Annotated in this window: 14 protein-coding genes, 1 tRNA gene and 1 pseudogene; 8 read left to right on the forward strand and 8 right to left on the reverse strand. The window is 62.6% G+C overall.

Annotated elements, in window-relative coordinates; genetic code table 11:
• Positions 1 to 30: 30 nt before the first annotated feature.
• Both ACYVKM_RS15875 and ACYVKM_RS15880 read left to right on the forward strand, forming a co-directional pair.
• The gene (locus ACYVKM_RS15875; RefSeq protein WP_460878582.1) at positions 31 to 1,350 is read left to right on the forward strand and encodes an L-fuconate dehydratase; all 1,320 of its coding nucleotides are present in this window, start codon (positions 31 to 33) and stop codon (positions 1,348 to 1,350) included.
• Between the two features lie 5 nt (positions 1,351 to 1,355).
• Positions 1,356 to 2,498 carry an alpha-hydroxy acid oxidase gene (locus ACYVKM_RS15880; protein ID WP_460878583.1) on the forward strand — a complete coding sequence of 381 codons (1,143 nt, stop codon included), beginning with the start codon at positions 1,356 to 1,358 and terminating at the stop codon, positions 2,496 to 2,498.
• Positions 2,499 to 2,506: 8 nt separating this feature from the next.
• On the opposite strand, the gene ACYVKM_RS15885 is transcribed toward ACYVKM_RS15880, so the two are convergent.
• The 3 genes from ACYVKM_RS15885 to ACYVKM_RS15895 are packed head-to-tail and all read right to left on the reverse strand — an operon-like array spanning position 2,507 to position 4,558.
• A complete protein-coding gene (locus ACYVKM_RS15885; protein WP_460878584.1) occupies positions 2,507 to 2,875 on the reverse strand; it encodes an L-rhamnose mutarotase in 369 nt (122 codons plus the stop codon).
• 9 nt (positions 2,876 to 2,884) lie between these two features.
• Complete coding sequence (gene fucP / locus ACYVKM_RS15890) at positions 2,885 to 4,180, reverse strand: L-fucose:H+ symporter permease (protein WP_460878585.1); 1,296 nt, start codon at positions 4,178 to 4,180, stop codon at positions 2,885 to 2,887.
• Between the two features lie 36 nt (positions 4,181 to 4,216).
• On the reverse strand, positions 4,217 to 4,558 hold the full coding sequence (locus tag ACYVKM_RS15895) for a hypothetical protein (RefSeq protein WP_460878586.1): 342 nt from the start codon (positions 4,556 to 4,558) through the stop codon (positions 4,217 to 4,219).
• Between ACYVKM_RS15895 and ACYVKM_RS15900 the strand changes: the two genes are divergently transcribed.
• Positions 4,542 to 5,291, forward strand: coding sequence for an IclR family transcriptional regulator (locus ACYVKM_RS15900; protein ID WP_460878587.1), 750 nt, complete (start codon positions 4,542 to 4,544; stop codon positions 5,289 to 5,291). The two genes, ACYVKM_RS15895 and ACYVKM_RS15900, sit on opposite strands and share 17 nt — an antisense overlap.
• Positions 5,288 to 7,891 (forward strand): glycoside hydrolase family 3 protein, encoded by a 2,604-nt coding sequence (locus ACYVKM_RS15905; protein WP_460878588.1) that lies wholly within the window; start codon positions 5,288 to 5,290, stop codon positions 7,889 to 7,891. Before ACYVKM_RS15900 ends, ACYVKM_RS15905 begins: the two co-directional genes overlap by 4 nt.
• A 96-nt stretch (positions 7,892 to 7,987) precedes the next feature.
• On the opposite strand, the gene ACYVKM_RS15910 is transcribed toward ACYVKM_RS15905, so the two are convergent.
• A complete protein-coding gene (locus ACYVKM_RS15910; protein WP_460878589.1) occupies positions 7,988 to 9,352 on the reverse strand; it encodes an alpha-L-fucosidase in 1,365 nt (454 codons plus the stop codon).
• 287 nt (positions 9,353 to 9,639) lie between these two features.
• On the reverse strand, positions 9,640 to 10,197 hold the full coding sequence (locus tag ACYVKM_RS15915; RefSeq protein ID WP_460878590.1) for a GspH/FimT family pseudopilin: 558 nt from the start codon (positions 10,195 to 10,197) through the stop codon (positions 9,640 to 9,642).
• A gap of 150 nt (positions 10,198 to 10,347) precedes the next feature.
• On the opposite strand from ACYVKM_RS15915, the gene uvrB reads away from it, so the two are divergent.
• Together uvrB and ACYVKM_RS15925 are read left to right on the forward strand one after the other, a co-directional pair.
• Positions 10,348 to 12,369, forward strand: a complete 2,022-nt coding sequence (uvrB, locus tag ACYVKM_RS15920; protein ID WP_460878591.1) for an excinuclease ABC subunit UvrB — start codon at positions 10,348 to 10,350, stop codon at positions 12,367 to 12,369.
• Positions 12,370 to 12,449: 80 nt separating this feature from the next.
• Positions 12,450 to 12,524 (forward strand) — tRNA-Val (locus ACYVKM_RS15925).
• Between the two features lie 226 nt (positions 12,525 to 12,750).
• On the opposite strand, the gene pdxR is transcribed toward ACYVKM_RS15925, so the two are convergent.
• Positions 12,751 to 14,235, reverse strand: coding sequence for a MocR-like pyridoxine biosynthesis transcription factor PdxR (pdxR, locus tag ACYVKM_RS15930; RefSeq protein WP_460878592.1), 1,485 nt, complete (start codon positions 14,233 to 14,235; stop codon positions 12,751 to 12,753).
• A 193-nt stretch (positions 14,236 to 14,428) separates the two neighbouring features.
• Positions 14,429 to 14,731 (reverse strand): hypothetical protein, encoded by a 303-nt coding sequence (locus tag ACYVKM_RS15935; protein ID WP_460878593.1) that lies wholly within the window; start codon positions 14,729 to 14,731, stop codon positions 14,429 to 14,431.
• A gap of 609 nt (positions 14,732 to 15,340) precedes the next feature.
• Between ACYVKM_RS15935 and ACYVKM_RS15940 the strand changes: the two genes are divergently transcribed.
• A complete protein-coding gene (locus ACYVKM_RS15940) occupies positions 15,341 to 17,599 on the forward strand; it encodes a winged helix-turn-helix domain-containing protein (RefSeq protein ID WP_460878594.1) in 2,259 nt (752 codons plus the stop codon).
• A 203-nt stretch (positions 17,600 to 17,802) separates the two neighbouring features.
• Here the strand turns inward: ACYVKM_RS15940 and ACYVKM_RS15945 are convergent.
• Positions 17,803 to 18,032: pseudogene (locus tag ACYVKM_RS15945) on the reverse strand (hypothetical protein); the annotation flags it as partial.
• Positions 18,033 to 18,493: 461 nt separating this feature from the next.
• Between ACYVKM_RS15945 and ACYVKM_RS15950 the strand changes: the two are divergent.
• The gene (locus ACYVKM_RS15950) at positions 18,494 to 18,757 is read left to right on the forward strand and encodes a transposase (protein WP_460878595.1); all 264 of its coding nucleotides are present in this window, start codon (positions 18,494 to 18,496) and stop codon (positions 18,755 to 18,757) included.
• Positions 18,758 to 18,922: the final 165 nt, after the last annotated feature.

Below are 18,922 nucleotides of genomic sequence, written 5' to 3' on the forward strand. Positions count from 1 at the left end.
AACTGCCCGGCCACGGGAGGCCGATCGACCATGGCAAAGATCACCGCGCTGGAAACCCATGACGTGAGATTTCCGACCTCGCGTGATCTCGACGGTTCGGACGCGATGAATCCGGATCCCGACTATTCGGCGGCCTACCTGATATTGCGCACGGATACGCCGGATGCGCTGGCCGGTTACGGGCTTGCGTTCACCATCGGCCGCGGCAACGAAGTGCAGGTCGCGGCCATCGACACCTTGCGACCGCTGGTGGTCGGCCTCGATCTGGCGGCCGTGCTCGATGATCTCGGCGGCTTCGCCAGCCGCTTGATCGGCGATTCGCAACTGCGTTGGCTGGGCCCGGAAAAGGGCGTCATGCATATGGCGATCGGCGCGGTGGTCAACGCGGCGTGGGACATGGCGGCAAGGCGTGCCGGTCAGCCGCTGTGGCGGTTCATCGCGGAGATGTCACCGGAATCCATTGTCGATGCGATCGACTTCCGCTACCTCAGCGATGCACTGACCCGCGACGAGGCACTGGCGATGCTGCGAGCGGCGGAACCGCACAAGCCGGCGCGCATGGCGCAGCTCATCGCCGAGGGCTATCCGGCTTATACGACGTCGCCGGGCTGGCTCGGTTACAGCGATGAAAAGCTGCAACGGCTGGCACGCGAGGCTGTCGCCGATGGTTTTCGCACGATCAAGCTCAAGGTCGGCCTGCGCGTCGAGGACGACGTGCGCCGATGCCGGCTGGCGCGCGAGGCGGTGGGTGCCGAGGTCGGCATCGCGATCGACGCCAACCAGCGCTGGGATGTGCCGCTGGCGATCGCGTGGTTGCAGCAGCTCACCGAATTCGACCTGGCCTGGATCGAGGAGCCGACCAGTCCGGACGATGTGCTCGGGCATGCAGCGATCCGCCGTGGCGTGGCGCCGATCCCGGTATCCACCGGCGAGCACACGCAGAACCGGGTGATGTTCAAGCAGCTGTTTCAGGCTGGTGCGGTGGATCTGGTGCAGATCGATGCGGCCCGCGTGGGTGGTGTCAACGAGAACCTGGCGATCCTGCTGCTGGCCGCAAAATTCGGTGTACGTGTATTCCCGCACGCGGGAGGCGTCGGGTTGTGCGAGCTGGTGCAGCACCTGGCGATGGCCGACTTCATTGCCATCAGCGGCAGCAAGGAGGATCGTGCCATCGAATTCGTCGACCACCTGCATGAGCACTTCGTCGATCCGGTGACGATCCGCCGTGGACGCTACATCGCGCCGCAGGCGCCGGGGTTCTCCGCACAGATGCATCCCGGTTCGGTGGCTTCCCATCTCTTTCCGGATGGCCCGGTATGGCGGACCACCGCCGACGTCGTGGAGGTCTGACTGCCATGGCTGCTCCCATCATCACCAACGTCATGGATTTGCGCGAGCTCGCCAGGCGCCGCGTGCCGCGTACGTTTTTCGAATACGCCGATCGCGGTTCCTACGACGAGCTGACCTTGCACGAGAACGCCCGCGCACTGGATCGCATCAAGCTGCGTCAGCGGGTGATGGTCGACGTCGACCGGCGCTCGCTGGCGACCGACATCATCGGCCAGCCAGCCTCGCTGCCGCTGGCGATTGCGCCCACCGGCCTGACCGGACTGCAACATGGCAGCGGCGAAATTCATGGTGCGCGCGCGGCGGCGAAGGCGGGCATTCCGTTCTGTCTCAGTACCATGTCGATCTGTTCGATCGAGCAGGTGCGCGCCGCCACTGACAAACCGTTCTGGTTCCAGGTCTACGTGATGCGCGATCGCGGCTTTACCCGCGAGCTGATCCAGCGTGCGCGTGCAGCCGGCTGCCCGGCGCTGATGCTTACCGCCGACCTGACCGTGCAGGGTCAGCGTCATCGCGAGATCAAGAACGGCCTGGCCGTGCCGCCCCGCCTCACCTGGCGCAATGCGCTCGATATCGTCAGCAAGCCGCGCTGGGCGTGGAACGTGTTGCGTGCGCCGAGTCGCTCGTTCGGCAATCTGCAGGGCCGCATCGGCGGCGACAGTCTCACCACGCTGGCGCAATGGATCGCCAGCCAGTTCGATCCCACCCTGAGCTGGAAGGATCTCGAGTGGATCCGCGAGGTCTGGCCCGGCAAGCTGATCATCAAGGGCATCACCGATCCGCGCGACGCATTGATCGCCGCCGAACACGCGGTGGATGCGATCGTCGTTTCCAATCATGGCGGGCGTCAGCTCGACGGTGCGCCAGCCTGTATCGAAACGCTGCCGGCCGTGGTGCAAGCCGTGGGTGATCGCCTGGAGGTGTCGTTCGACGGCGGCATCACCAGCGGCCAGGATCTGCTCAAGGCGCTGGCCTGCGGTGCGCGCGCCGGGCTGATCGGCAAGGCCTTTCTGTACGGACTGGGCGCGATGGGCGAGCATGGCGTCACGCAGGTCATCGAGATCATCCGTCGCGAGCTGAGCACCAGCATGGCACTGACCGGGCAGACCGATGTGCGGCATATTTCGGCCGATACCATCTGGAAAGGATGACCGGCGCGCTACGACGGACGGATTCGCGCCGAGAGGGCTTGCCGCAGCGAGAACATCGATACCATGCGAACCCACTTTTCACCGGGTCCGGCGAACGGTAGCGGCTGCTGGAATTTCCACATCAAGTGTTCCCACGCCTGCACGCGTGGATTGCCCGCATCGACTGCCGCCTTGCTGTCCGCAGAGAAGTCATCCGGCACATCCATGACCATCACGAGGCGGTTGCCGGCACGCAGGATTTCAAGCTCGCGTATGCCGGCAGCTCGAATCGAATCGACGATGTCCGGCCAGATCCGTTCCGGCCGGTGCCAGTCTTCGTATTCGGCGATCAGTGCGGGATCGTCGCGCAGGTCGAGGGCGTAATAGAGATGCGGCATGTCGATGCCTCAAGCGCTGCGTGCGTTGCGGGAGTGCAGGGCGAATCCGAAGATCACCGCAAAGCATGCCAAAGGCACGACCATCGCCCTGGGAATGCCGGCCATGTCGGAAACCGCTCCCATCAGCGCCGTCAGCATCGCGCCGCCGATGATCGCCATCACCAGCAGCGAGGAGCCAAGCTTGCGGTCGTCGTCGTCGAGGCCGCCGAGACCGAGCACGAAAATCGTCGGATACATCACGGACATGAAGAAGCTCGCGGCGACCAGCGCATAGACGCCGATGTGTCCGGGCATGGCAACGGCCATGCCGCACAGCAGGATGTTGATCATGGCGAACAGCGCCAGCAGTTTGCGTGGCGCGAAAAAACGCATCAGGGCGGTGCCGACGAAACGCCCCAGCATGAATGCCACCAGCGAAGCCGTCAGAAAATCGGCGGCGTTCTTTTCCGGCATGCCGGGAAGTGTTCCCTGGGTATAGCGGATCAGATAACTCCACACGCCGACCTGCGCGCCGACGTAGAAGAATTGCGCGATGACGGCGAAAAGGTAATGCGTGTTGCGCAGCAGGCGCTTGATATGGGCGGTGCCGCTCTTGCTGTCGGCGGCATGCTCGGTAGTGGCGGGGAAGCGCGCGAGCGCGATCAGCAGCGCAAACACGATGACGACCAGGCCGATCACCAGGTACGGGGTCTGCACCGCCGCCGATTCCGCGCTGAAATAGGCCTGACGAGCCGCCGGCGCCATGGTCGCCAGCTCGGTGGGCGTATGTTCAACGCCGGAAAAGATGAAGTAGCGACCGACCAGCACACCGGTGATCGAGCCGAGCGGGTTGAACGATTGCGCGAAGTTGAGCCGTCGCGCAGCGCCTTCGGGTGGCCCGAGCACGGTGACCAGCGGATTCGCCGAGGTCTCGAGGAACGCGAGGCCGCTCGCGATCACGAACAGCGCGCCCAGGAACAGCGCATAGGTATGGGTGGCTGCCGCGGGATAGAACAGCAACGCGCCCAGTGCGTAGAGACCGAGGCCGATCAACAGCGCGCCCTTGAAGCCGAAGCGGCGCATGCACAGGCCGGCCGGGATCGCCAGCAGGAAGTAGCCGAGATAAAACGCGCTCTGCACGAGGCCGGCCTGGAAATCGGAAAGCTCGAACGCACCCTTGAATTGCTTGATCAGGATGTCATTGAGGTTGTTCGCCATGCCCCAGAGGAAAAACAGGCTGACGATCAGGACCAGCGTCGAGGTCGCGGTCTTGGTCATGGAGTACGCATCGCTGTTGCGCATCGTCGTTTCGTCGGCGTACTGCATGCTCGCCCCCCGATGGGTTGCAGGTCCGCTTGAGCTTCAGCCCGGAAGGACGCGCTGCTGGTCCGGCACGTTGATGGCGGATCGTTTGCCAACCGTCACACCACCCCGATGGCCTGTCTCGATCTTCAAGATTTTCCCATCCCGCTTGTTCGACGCAGAAGGCTGGAAGATACTAACTTGCATTTTGTTGTGTTGTAAATATGAAATATAATTTTGCATGTGATACTTAATTTGCATCTGCCGGGCACTTTGGAGAATCCGTTCTTCCCCGTCATTCCCCGCCTTCGCGGGAATGACGCCGTCGGAAGGTTTTTCGAGACGCCTAGTCGTTGCATCGAGCCGCTGGAAAGAGTCGCGAAATATGACGAATGCTTCCAAGTATCGTGCCCCGGCCCTCGACAAGGGGCTGGATATTCTCGAGCTGCTTGCGCGTGCGCAGGCGCCTCTCAGCATGACCGAGATTGCGAGTGGCGTCGGTTACTCGAAAGGCGAGATCTTCCGCATGTTGCAGGTGCTGGAAGGGCGCAGCTACATCGCCCGCGAAAGCGATTCGACTTATGCGCTGACCAATCGGCTGTTCATGCTGGGCATGGAGCGGCCAAACACCAAGACCCTGGTCGAGGCGGCGCTGCCCGTGATGCACCGGCTTGTCGATGAAGTTCTGCTGCCCTGCCACCTGGTGGTCGCATCGGAAGAACAGATCGTGGTCATTGCGCGTGTCGATTCGCCCAGCGACTACGGTTTCGTTGTGCGGGTAGGGCATCGCAGGCCACTCGCACATGCGACTTCAGGTTTGGTTCTTTTCGCCTTCCAGGGCGACGCAATGCGTGCACGCTGGCTTGCGATCCTGGATGCGAAGGGAGCCACCTACAAGCGCAAGCGCTTCATCGAGCATGCGGACGCCGTGCGCGCACAGGGCTATGCGAGCCTGGCCAGCGAGGCGGTCGATGGCGTGATCGATCTGTCGGCGCCGATCCTCCGTCATGGCGAAGCGGCCGGCGCGCTGACGATCCCGTTCGTCGAGAGTCATCCGGCCAGAGTCACCGTCAAGCGCGCGGTGGAGCGGTTGCGTGTGGCAGTGGAGGATATTTCGCGGGCGCTTACCGTGTGAGGTCGGGCATCGGCACAGTCGGTATCCTGCTCGCGTGTGCCTGCGCCTGTTTCACCACGCATGTCGCCGCGACAACCGATGACCAGACGCGTGCCGCAGCGCTGGTGGCAAAGATGACACTGCCGGAAAAGGTTGCGCAGGTGCAGAGCGGCGCTGCATCCATTCCGCGGCTCGACGTGCCTGCATATGACTGGTGGAGCGAAGGCCTGCATGGCAATGCCCGCAATGGATATGCCACGGTATTTCCACAAGCCATCGGCCTGGCGGCCAGCTGGAATCCGGACCTGCTGCAGCAGGTCGGCACCACGGTTTCCATCGAGGCGCGGGCCAAGTTCAATGCCGTCGGCAGTGGCCACGACCATGTCCGCTACCAGGGGCTGACCATCTGGTCGCCCAATATCAACATCTTCCGCGATCCGCGCTGGGGCCGTGGCCAGGAAACCTACGGCGAGGATCCCTACCTGACCGGCCGGCTCGCGGTCGGTTTCATTCGCGGTATCCAGGGTGACGACCCGGCACATCCGCGCGCAATTGCCACGCCCAAGCATCTGGCCGTACACAGCGGGCCGGAATCCGGTCGCCACGGTTTCGATATCGATGTGTCGCCGCACGATCTGGAAGCCACCTATCTGCCGGCCTTCCGGGCTGCGATCACAGAAGGCCATGCCGGCTCGGTGATGTGCGCCTATAACGCGCTGCACGGCACGCCAGTGTGTGCCGACAGCTGGCTGTTGACCACGTTGCTGCGCAAGGACTGGGGCTTCAAGGGCTATGTCGTGTCCGACTGCGATGCCGTCGATGACATGACCCGGTTCCATTATTTCAAGCCGGATAATGCGCAGTCGTCCGCCGCGGCGATGAATGCCGGAACCGACCTTGACTGCGGCCATGCCTACGCCGACCTGCTCGAAGCGGTGCGCCAGGGTCATGTGCAGGAATCGGTGCTCGACACCGCCCTCATGCGCCTGTTCGCTGCCCGCTACGGTCTCGGCGAAATGGGAGCGAAGGGCGACGATCGATATGCAAGTATCGGTAACGAGCAGATCGACAGCCCGACACATCGCCTGCTGGCCCTGAAGGCTGCGCTGGAATCGATGGTGCTGTTGAAGAACGCGCATGCGACGTTGCCGCTTCGGCCCGGTTCCAGACTGGCGGTGGTCGGCCCGAACGCCGACACGCTGGAAACACTCGAAGCCAATTATCACGGCACCGCGCGTGCGCCTGTCACGCCACTGCAAGGGCTGCGCGAGCGTTTCGGTGCGGGCCACGTGGGCTATGCGCAAGGTGCGCCGATCGCCGCCGGCGTGCCGGTGCCGATTCCCGAAACCGCGTTGCGCTCCGGAAGCAGGGTCGGCCTGACCGGCGAGTATTACGCGGCGCCCGATTTCAGCGGTGCGCCGCTGGCCACCCGCTCGGATCGCGTGATCGACTTCGACTGGGATCATGTTGCTCCGATCGAAGGCCTGTCCGATGACCGCTATGCCGTGCGCTGGAGCGGCCAGCTGATTCCGCCCGGCGTCGGCGACTACACCCTGGTCGTGCATGTCGACCGCTGTTTCGATTGTTCCGGGCACGATCCGGTCCGGCTCTACGTCGATGGCAAGCAGGTGATCGACGATGACGGCGATGGCAGACATGCCGCGGCTCTCGTGCATTTCGCCGATAGCCGACCGCATGCGATACGCCTGGAGCTGGTGCACAGCGGGCAGGACCAGGGTGTGCGCCTGCAATGGCTGGCTCCGGCCGAAGCGCAGCTGGCCAGGGTTGATGAAGTGGTGCGGCATGCCGATGCCGTCGTCGCCTTCGTCGGCCTTTCGCCGGATGTCGAGGGCGAGGAGCTGCAGATCGACATACCCGGCTTCGACGGTGGCGATCGCACCGACATCGCCTTGCCAGCCGCGCAGCGTGCATTGCTCGAACACGTCGCCGCCAGCGGCAAGCCGCTGATCGTGGTGTTGATGTCGGGCAGCGCGGTGGCGCTTAACTGGGCGCAGCAGCATGCCGACGCCATTCTCGCCGCATGGTATCCGGGCGAGGAGGGCGGCCGTGCGATCGCGCAGACGCTGGCCGGCGACTACAACCCCGGCGGCCGTCTGCCGGTGACGTTCTATCGTTCGACGCGGGATCTGCCGCCGTATGTCAGCTATGCGATGAAGGAGCGTACCTATCGCTACTTCACCGGCACGCCGCTGTACCCGTTTGGCCACGGTCTTAGCTATACGCACTTCGCCTATGCCGACGCGGCATTGTCGACGACACGACTTCAGGCCGGCACACCGCTGACGATCAGCGCCAATGTGCGCAACGACGGCAAGCGTGCCGGCGACGAGGTGATCCAGGTGTATCTGGACAGCCCGGACTCGCCTGCGGCGCCACGTCATGCGCTGGTGGGTTTTCGCCGCGTGCACCTCGCTGCTGGTGAAGGCCGCCGCATTCGTTTCGAGCTGTCGCCACGTCAGCTTGGCATGGTCGACGCCAGTGGCCAGCGTGCCGTCGAAGCGGGGCACTATCGCCTGTTCATCGGTGGCGGCCAGCCTGGCGATGCCGCCGGCCTCACCGCCGGGTTCACCATCGCCGGCCATGCCGCGCTGCCGCGCTGAGGGAGGCGATTTGTGATCGGTCCTGCCCGTTCTTCCCACCGGCATGGCATGAAGCGCCGAAGACGTCAGGTGGAATATGCGGCCTTGCCTGTCGGATCAGCGACTGCCGGCGACATTGAACAACTGGAATTCGCGGATACGCGCCGTACCTGCGCTGGACAGGATGTTCAGACGCACCTTGCTGGTGCTTACCGGCATGAAGTGGTCGATCTTCATGTGACCGATGGCCTCGGCGCTGGCCACGGTGGTCCAGCCGCCGTTCGTCCACACCTCGATGGCATATTTCTGCACATGCTGGCCGACGTTCAGCCACTCCATGGTGAGCGCGTGATCGATGGTCACCGGCTGCGCGAAATCGACCTCCAGCACGGCGTGATGCGAACCCGGCGGCGCCGACCAGAACGTGTCTTCGTTGCCGTCCAGCGCTGCGGCAACATTCGCATCAGCGGTGGTGTGCTGGCGCGCCAGATCGCTGTCCAGGCCGTAGCGTTTCTTCAGCGCCTCGCCGAAAGCCTTCAGGCGGGCAACATCGGCTTCCGGCAGGATGCCGTGACGGTTCGGTGCGATGCCCAGCATCAGCTGACCACCAAGGCCGACGCTGTTCTCCCAGATATCGATCAGCTCGTCGACGCTCTTCAGCGTCCGGTCGCTGTCCGGATGCCAGAACCATTGCAGCGTGTGCAGAGGAGTATCCACTTCCACTGGCCGCCAGCGCAGTTCGCCGTGGCGATCGATGACATTCCAGTTCTGGCCACGGATATGGCCATCTTCCTGGCCAACCCAGCGAATGTCGCCGTAGCCGAACAGCGAGACGTCGGCAAATACCTGCGTGTTGGGTTGGTAGGTACGCAGTTCCTCGACATATTTCCGGAAATCGTAAACGTGACCGGCGCTTCCCGCACCGTCGAGCCACCACTCGGCCAGCGGACCGTAGTTCTGCGCCAGCTCATCCAGTTGCGCCAGATAGTATTTGTCGTACGCCGTTGCATCGGCATAGCGCGGCTCATGGCGATCCCATGGCGACAGATAGATGCCGAATTCCAGCCCCTGCTTGCGCACGGCCTGTTCGGTGAGCTTTACCAGGTCGCCCTTGCCATGCATCCACGGGCTGTTCCTGACCGAATAGTCGCTCTGGCCGGTCGGCCAGAGCGCAAAGCCATCATGGTGCTTGGCCACCAGCACCAGGTATCTGGCGCCGGCGGATTTGGCGGCGCGCACCCACTGGTCGGGATCAACGTGATCGGGATTGAACACGCCGGGATTGGCGGTGCCATCGCCCCATTCGCGGTCGAGAAAGGTATTCGTGCCGAAGTGGACGATGACGCCGAACTCGAGATCCTGCCAGTGTGTCTGCTGCGGCGACGGCTTCACGTCAGTGAAGTTCTGTGCGGCGGCCGTGCCGCCAAGGCTCAGGGTAAAGGCAAGGGATGCGCGCAGGAGACGGCGATGAATGGGCATCATTTGCCATGTATCCGTGAGATTGTCTATGGACGTAAAAACGTCCATACGAAGATCATCGATTAGAGGTGTTTGATAGCGGCATGTCAATCATCAATGGTGGTATTTCCGTAGCGGTTCGATACTTGGACCGTGAGGGTTTCGCATTGCCCGGATTTCCCGTTGCCCCGCTTGCAATCGCTTCTCCGGCAGGCTGTTTCCGGCTGGTTGGTCGGCACGCCGTCATCGACCATCGTCGAGGGTCCTGCGGGTCTCGTCATCACGACGATCAGTCGCTTATTGAGGCGGCCTTACTTTGCCTGCACGCAATTCGCCGTTTGCGCGGCGCTGGCGAGCGCGCCACGGATGCGGCCGGAATTGGAGACCACCACGATCAACGCCTGATCGGACTGGCCCTGGCGGCAGAATCTCCAGGTGTTGGTGGTGCCGCTGGCGCTGCCATTGCTCTGGAAGCGAACGAGGCGGCGCCCGCTGTCGCCGAGGATGTTGATTTTCTCGTAGCCGTGCCCGGTGCGCAGCGGGCCGTTGTCGGGCTGGTTGTCGCGATCGGCATCGTGACCGATCAGCCAGCCGCCATCCCAGCGCGATTCATCGCTGCAGCTGCGGCCGTTGCGGCTCGGGCAGAACAGGGTACGTTTGCCGGTGGTGATGGCGGTGCCGCGGGCGTGCTGCAACGCTGCGATGAAATCGGTCTGCGCGACCTGCAACTGGTTGCGGCTCAGTAACTGCAGCAAGGGCGGTGCGGCGATGCTGGTCAGTACGGCCACGATGGCGAGCACCATGATCTGCTCGATCAAGGTCACGCCGAGTTGTTTGCCCGATGATCCGGAGTTCCTGTGAATCCGCATGGCGCCATCCCTGCACAGCCAGGACTTCATGCTAGGGCGGCACGGGAGTGCGGCCACCAGCCGAACAGGCGCCAGGGTGTCAGACTCTGCTGACGCATCCTGTCAGCAGGTCCGATTTAAAATGACTTGCCCCGCCCACATCTGTAGCCGATGACTGACCGCTTCCAGCTTGTTGCTCCCTACCAGCCTGCCGGCGACCAGCCGCAGGCGATCCAGCGTCTGGCCGATGGCTTCGAGGCAGGCCTGGCGGCACAGACGCTGCTCGGCGTGACCGGTTCAGGCAAGACCTACACTATCGCCAACATGATCGAGCGGGTGCAGCGGCCGACCATCGTGATGGCGCCGAACAAGACGCTCGCCGCGCAGTTGTACGGCGAGTTCAAGGAGTTCTTCCCGAACAACGCGGTGGAGTATTTCGTCAGCTACTACGACTACTACCAGCCGGAGGCCTACGTGGTAGCCTCGGACACCTTCATCGAGAAGGATGCCTCGATCAACGAGCACATCGAGCAGATGCGGCTGTCGGCGACCAAGGCGCTGCTGTCGCGACGGGATTCGATCATCGTCGCCACCGTGTCGGCGATCTACGGCCTGGGCAATCCGGAGGATTACCTGTCGCTGCGGCTGATCCTGGCCAAGGGCGAGCGCATCGACCAGCGCAAGCTGATCCATCAGCTGACCGAACTGCAATACACCCGCAACGAGATGGAACTGCGTCGCGGCACCTATCGCGTGCGCGGCGAGATCATCGACGTGTTTCCCGCCGAATCGGAAACCGAGGCGTTGCGCATCGAGCTGTTCGATGGCGAGGTCGAGAACATGGCACTGTTCGACCCGCTCACCGGCGAAACCATTCGCAAGGTACAGCGCTATACGGTCTATCCGCGCACGCACTACGCCAGCACGCGCGAAAGCGTGCTGAACGCGATCGAGACGATCAAGGTCGAGCTGAAGGAGCGGCTGGAGCAGCTGTACAAGGACAACAAACTGGTCGAGGCGCAACGGCTGGACCAGCGCACCCGTTTCGACATCGAGATGATGGCCGAGGTCGGCTATTGCCAGGGCATCGAGAATTACTCGCGCCATTTGACCCGGCGCGCCCCCGGCGAGCCGCCGCCCACCTTGTTCGATTACCTGCCGGCCGACGGCCTGCTGGTGGTGGACGAGTCGCACGTCACCGTGCCGCAGCTCGGTGCGATGTACAAGGGCGATCGTTCACGCAAGGAGACCCTGGTGGAGTTCGGTTTCCGGCTGCCATCGGCGATGGACAACCGGCCGTTGCGCTTCGAGGAGTGGGAAGAGCGCGTGCCGCGTGCGATCTATGTCTCCGCCACTCCACGCGCGTACGAGCTGGATAAATCGGGTGAGGCGGTGGTCGAGCTGGTGGTGCGCCCCACCGGTCTGGTCGATCCTGAAGTGGAAGTGCGCCCGGTGCGTACCCAGGTCGATGACCTGCTCGGCGAAGTGCACAAGCGCGTGGCGATCGGCGATCGCGTGCTGGTCACCACGCTGACTAAGCGCATGGCAGAGAATCTCACCGAGTATCTGGCCGAGCACGATGTGAAGGTGCGCTACCTGCATTCGGACATCGAGACGGTCGAGCGCAGCGAGATCATCCGCGACCTGCGCCTGGGTGAGTTCGACGTGCTGGTCGGCATCAACCTGCTGCGCGAGGGCCTGGACATGCCCGAGGTGTCGCTGGTGGCGATCCTCGACGCCGACAAGGAGGGCTTCCTGCGTTCCACCGGCTCGCTGATCCAGACCATCGGTCGTGCCGCCCGCAACGTGCGCGGCAAGGCGATCCTGTACGCCGACACGGTCACCCGCTCGATGCAGGCGGCGATGGACGAGACCGCCCGCCGCCGCGAGAAGCAGATGGCCTGGAACGAACAGCAGGGCATCGTGCCGACCACCATCGTGCGACGCATCGCCGACATCATGGAAGGCGCACGCAGCGAGGCGGGCAACCGCCGTGGCAGCAAATCGTCGCGCGGTCGTACCGCCGTGGCCGAGCAGGCTGCCGATTATGTCGGGCTCAACACGCAGCAGGCGGCGGCCATGCTGAAGAAACTCGAGGCGCAGATGTACAAGCACGCGCAGAACCTGGAGTTCGAGGACGCCGCCCGGCTACGCGACCAGATCCATCAATTGCGCGAACAGGCCTTGCGCTGATTGGCCAGCGGCGCGGGATATTGTCGAGCGCCAGCCGCTGCCGTATACTGCGCGGCTCGCGCGGTCATCCGAGGCGAGACGGGCGGTTAGCTCAGCGGTAGAGCACTACCTTGACATGGTAGGGGTCACAAGTTCGATCCTTGTACCGCCCACCAATTGAAATCCAGCAGCGGCGCGGCCTTTCGGGTTCGCGCCGCTGCTGTTTCCGGGCGATTGCTTCAGCATTGACCCCGGACTGTCCTTGCGGAGCTGAGGTACCCTCGCCGCCGGCTCGGCAAGCCTCGCATCGGGCGCCAACTGGGCTTGGCTCAAGTAGTTCGGGTCGTACTTTCCGGGCGACTCTTAAGTCCGTGGTCGCGGTTCCTCCATCAGGCCAGACCATCATCCGGAGTGTCGCCTCAAGGGCAGCGATTCCATGGACGTACGGATCATTCGTGCATCCATCGCATCCAGGCATGTGCCGAACAATTGGGCCGCCTCCTGCAGCTCCAAACTGGACAGTCCGCAATAGCCGAGAAGAAGGCCGGGCATGGCGGGCCTTGCATGGTAGTGCGGCGCTATCGGGTACAGCCCGAGCCCGCGTTCATGCGCATGATCGATCAGAGCCTCCAGTTGTGCGTGATCGTAGTCGCGCAACCAGACAACCACGTGCATGCCGGCATGCGAATCCGCAATCTGGATGCGTTCACCGGCATAACGTCGCAGCCCGTCGATCAGCACTTCGCGGCGTGCCTTGAGCGTTCTTCCCATTTGCCGCAGGTGTCGCTCAAAGCCGCCGCTCTCCATGAAGTGCGCCAGGGCGGCCTGTTCAATCACCGGATTGCAAATATCGGCCAGATATTTGGCGTTGATGAAATCCTGGCGCAGCGCGGCGGGCAACACCATGTAGCCCAGGCGCATCGAGCCGAACAGCGTCTTGGAAAACGTACCCACGTAGATCACGCGGTCGCCCTCGTCGAGCGAACGCAATGCTGCCAGAGGCTGGGAGTCGAAGCGAAACTCGCTGTCGTAGTCGTCCTCCAGAATCCAGCTTTGCCTTGCTTCGGCATAACGCAACAGCTCCAGGCGTCGTGACAACGACATGGTTGCGCCGGAAGGGAACTGGTGTGAAGGCGTTACACAGATCAGGCGGGGTGCCTGCGCTGGCAACTCGGCGCATACCAGGCCCTCGCGATCCGTGCGCACGGGGAGCAGGCTGGCCCCGTGCGCGGCGAATGACTGCCACATGCCGAAGTAATGCGGCTCCTCCATGACAGTGGCGTCTCCCTCGTTCAGCAGGACACGCGCGGTCAAGGCGTAGGCTTGTTGTGAGCCATTGATGATGAGCACCTGGTTGGCATGCGCATCAACACCGCGCCGAAGTGCCAGGTAGCGACAAATCTGCTCGCGCAAGGCAAGCAGTCCTTGTGGGTCTCCTCGTTCAAGCGGGGTGTAGAGCGCAGCGCGAGCGAGTTCACGGGCCCAGAGGGTACTCAACGCCGGCTGGGTCATCGGTTCGCCATATTGCATATTCAGACGCAGCCCGTGGTGGCGGCGCGTAATCAATGGATCTCTCTGTGTTCTCGCACGCTTTGCGTAGCGCGACGGTGCCGCGATGGGCTCCGCTTTCAGCAGGCGGAGTGGTGGAGGGGTTTGCAAGTGGCTGACATAGCTGCCGGCGCCAATCCGGACATAGACGAAGCCTTCGGCACGGAGTTGCTCGTAAGCCGCCAATACGGTGATGCGCGACATGCCAACTTCCAGGGCAAGTGCGCGGGTGGAAGGAAGGCGCGTATGGGCTTTCAATCGTCCGTTGAGAATGGAAGCTTTCAAGGCACGGGTAAGTTGTGCGTAAGCCGGCCCTTGACCATCGAATTCGAGGAACATGGAAACCTCAACAAATGGTTGTACCGTTCATGCGGCAGTCCGGATCAGCACGATGCATACGCAGCGTCCTCGATCGATATCCATCCATGCGTCCCGCGATGACGGGCCGGCAGCCATTCGCGCACGCGGCGCCTGCAGACGGCGAAATTCACCGTCAATGCTGTCGGTGTACCCGGCGTGACGCCCGTGATCCTTATCGACCCTGCACGACCGCCACGACGCCCGCACTGATTGCGGGTGTGGCAACGATGTGGGGTGACTCGTCGATCGCCCGTGCGACGATGGTCTGTGGCCCCAGGCCCACCTTGCGCTGCGCCTCCATCATTTGGGCTTCGTGTTGTGCCTTCGCGAACTCAGCCGGCGAGTGGGCGACAATGGCCATCACCGCGAAGCCGTTGTCGAGTTCGACAATTTGCTCGTCCGTATGGGCGACGGCCGCAGTGCCGATACAGGTCAGACCGACAGCGAGGGTTGCACCAATCATCAGACGTTTCATGATGTTCTCCCGACGGGCGGGATGCCCGTACGCAGGATCCTAGGCAGCCGTCGCAGGCGTTGCTTGAGGAAATATCGCTAAAATCATGAGGCGTTTGCTAGGTTATTTGCGGGATCTGCGGCTGCCGTCAGGAATGCGTGGATCGGCCATGGCAGCATGCCAGCGAGGCATCCAGGGAAACGGGCACGATTCGTTGGCGGGGGTGGTCGGGGCGCGTGTGCGGCCTCATCGGGCAGGGGTTTCCCGGCCGCGTTTCGTCTTGCGCTGTCGCGTCAGACACGCACCTCAACCGCCCCAATGTGACGTCGGTACAGCAGGGGTGGATGTCGATTTGCCAATCCCTCGTTCGTCGTTCAGAGGTACGGTTTTGTTGGGTCAGACGTACACAGTCGCGCCCGGCGACCCGTTGGAAATGCCCGTTTTTACCCATGACGGACATGGCCGATGCTCGCAGAGTCGCTGTAAAGGTGGGCAACACCGGTACCTGGTTCAGATGGCGCCGGAATGCTGTTCAGGAAACAACGAAATCCACGTATGGGCCATACCGGGGCTCGTGTCAGACTTGGTGTAACCTGAACGGGAGCAGGAGCGGGAATGGAGGTCGAGCAAATGGCTGTAGAGTCCGCCCCTGCTGCGTGGATTGCGTTCGGCAGGGTCGAGATCGACACCCTGGGCCATCGCCTGTTTGTCGATGGCGAGGAGGTCGCGCTCGAGCGCAAGGCATTCGCCGTACTCGTGCTGTTGGCGCGCGAACCCGGCCGCGTGTTGAGCCGCGACGAGATTCTCGACGTGGTGTGGGGGCATACCCATGTCACGCCTGCCGTACTCAGCCGCATCATCGCGGTGTTGCGCCATGCGCTCGGCGAGAGCGGCGAAGAAAGCCACTATCTGCATACCGTGCATGGCATCGGCTTCCGCCTCGATGCCCAGGTGCGATCCGCCGCGTCGCGTGGGGAGTTGATTGCGGACAGGGCGTCAGCGACCGCGGAACCTGCATCCTTGCCGGCAGCCCTCCCCAGCGAGGTCACCGCGCCACCGGCCGCGACGGCAATGAGTCCGGCAATGCCCTTGCAGGCTGACAAGACACGCCGGCTCGATGGGCGACTCGTTGCCGTGGTCACGGGTCTGCTCGTGGCGGCGGTCGCGCTGTTCGGGTGGTACCAATTCGCACGTCACCCTGCGGACACGGTGGCGGCGGTCGATCTCAAGTCCATCGCGGTGCTGCCGTTCGAGAGTCTCAGTACAGAGCAGAACAACGCGTATTTCGCCAGCGGCATGCAAGACATGATCCTGACCCAGTTGGTGGGTATCGGCGGACTCAAGGTGATCGCCCGCACCTCGACAGAGAAATACCCGAGCCATCCGGAAGACGTGAAAACCATAGCGCGACAATTGGGCGTGGCGACGCTGCTCGAGGGCACGGTGCAGAAGGCCGGCAATCAGGTGCTGATCAATGTGCAGTTGATCGATGCGAACAGCGGCAACCATCTCTGGGCGAAAGCCTACACGCGCACGCTGGACAACATTTTCAATGTGGAAGGCGAGGTCGCGCAGAACGTCGCGGAGGCGCTGAAGGTGCAGCTGACTTCCGCCGAGGCCGCGCGCATCGAGAGAATGCCGACCTGGAACGCCGCAGCCTACGATCTGTACCTGCAAGCCGGTGTGCATGCCAACCGCGCATTCGATGATCCCGAGCTGTCACAGTCCGAGTTGCCCTTGGCGATCGCGCTGTATCAACAGGCACTGGCCAGGGATCCGGACTTCGCGCTGGCTGCGGCCGCGCTGGCGCGCGCCCACATGCAGATGTATTTCTTTGCGCCTGATCGCACGAACGCGCGACTGGCTGCGGCGAAGACCGCTGCCGATCGCGCCCTGGCGCTTCAGCCGAATCTGGGCCAGGGACATTACGCGCTGGGCTTGTATGACTACTGGGGGCATCGGGACTACGCCAGCGCCACCACCCAACTGGAGCTGGCCCGGCGTGCATTGCCCAACAGTGCCACCGTGGAACTCATCATCGCCTCGATCGCCCGGCGCCAGGGTCACTGGGATGAGGCGGTGGCGTTGTTTCACACGGCCACCGTGCTTGATCCACATAGTGAATTTGCATTCGGCCAACTCGCCGTGACTTATCAGAGCATGCATCGCTACGCAGATGCCGACCTGGCCTATGCCGGCGCCATCGCGGTGAGCCGGGATCCCGCCGGCAATCGTGTGGCACAGGCCTTCAATCAGCTGATGTGGAAGGGCGATCCGGCACCGCTGCGCGCCGCGCTGGCCGCGCTCGCGCCGGGCAGCGAGGCCTATGCCAGCAATATCATGACAATGTATTTCGAGCACTGGTTGGCGCGTGATTATGCCGGCGCGGTCAAGGTAGTCGAGGCGGACAAGGCCGAAGACTGGGCCGATCCGAACAACATTGTCCTGCCCCGACGCCTGTATCTGGCGTGGGCCTTGCAGGCGGCGGGAGACACGGCCAAGGCGACGGCGACGTATGCCGAGGTTGCAGCGCGCATGCGCGCCACTCTCGTCGAGCGGCCGGACGACGCGGACCTGCATCTGGCTCTGGGATTTGCGTATGCCGGGCTCGGGCGAAAACCCGAGGCCGTCGCTGAAGGCGAGCGTGCCGTCGCCTTGATGCCGGTCAGCAAGGATGCCCTCACCGGACCGGATATGCTTGCGTCGCAAGCACAGCTGTATGTGCGGGTCGGCCAGCCCGACCAGGCCATCGCCCTGATCGGGCGCGTGCTGTCCATACCTAATGGCAGTCCCCTGTCGAGCGCGTTGCTCCGGCTCGACCCGGCCTGGGATACGCTGCGCGACGATCCACGTTTCAAGGCGCTGCTGAAGTCGCCCAACACCGGCTAGTCTGCCAGTGCACCGCTCGGTAACGCAGGCCAGTGCGTGTTGCCGGGTATCGAGCACCGGCTGATCAAGCCACGGCACCCGCAGGCCAACGGCATGGTCGTCCCGGAAAGGGAATGAAGGCGCTTCAACGAGCGCATCTGCGACGTCCTGGCGACGACGCGTTTTCGTTCCAGGGAAGACCCGCAGACGACACTCGAACGTCAATCGCTCAGTGCATCCCTCTGCTGCAGGAAGTCGATGGGCAGCATCCGTTCCAGACCCACCGGGCGTGGCACTCGCCTTGGCGATAGAACGGTTCAATCACCGCACTCAACTCGGCCCCCGGCACCACATCGCCCATCTCGGCCAGGAACACATCCTGCCGCATGCGTTGGGGATATGTCTCGAGTCCACTGGCGAGCCACCCGGAATCATGTCCGACACCGGCGCTGATATGCGCCGCGCCGTCCAGGGCTGGATCTCTTCGTCCATCGCGTCGCTCATCGGTGTTTCGTTTGAAAGCCAATACTCGGACAGCAAATCGATGAGTCGTACATCGTGGTATTCGCATGTCTGATAGTGGTCATAACGAAATCAAGGGAGAGTGGCTATATCGAACTTTTCCAGGCGTCGTTCCGGGCGCCCTTGCATAATGATGACTGGTCATATCCAGACTTAACCGGAGTGGATATATGAAGTCACTCTTGGTTTAGATATCGTAAATGTGCGGTAACAACGAAAGCAATGCATTTCAAGTGAATCATTATATCGTGATCAGGCTTGTTTGTATTCGACGTCGATGGTCATGATCGAGGCGCGAATTCAAGCCGGTGTGTCATGAATTCGATTCATTAACTCCATGGAAGGCGTTGTCGAATAGTTGTTTGCTACCGGTTGATAAGGAAGGGTGCGTGAATGCGTCCGACATATTATCCCGAAGAACTGAAGGCTGAAGCCATAAAACTGGTTGTGGAACGTCATCTTCCCGCAACCGTGGTTGCCTCGAGACTTAATGTTCGGACTGATGCGGTTCGAGTATGGGTGAGGAGGTTTCGTTTCAGCAAGAGGCCATTGCCTGGTGCCGAAGTTAACCGCCTGAAGGTGGAACTTCATGAGGTGGCCGTCGAGCGCGATGCTTTAGTCAGTCTGGCGGCCCGATTGCTTGCCAAGTTTGGTTGACGGATCGTTGGTGCCGACCTGTATCACCTGTCTGGCTTGCCATTATCAATGATGGCTGCTCAGGTTGAAGCAACCTGGTTTTGATGACGGTCACAGCTGCATTTACCTGACTGATATGCGGTTTCTATGAAGAAGCCGAGAAACAATCAGGATGTTGGCTATTCC

It is taken from the genome of Rhodanobacter koreensis (genome assembly GCF_054782855.1).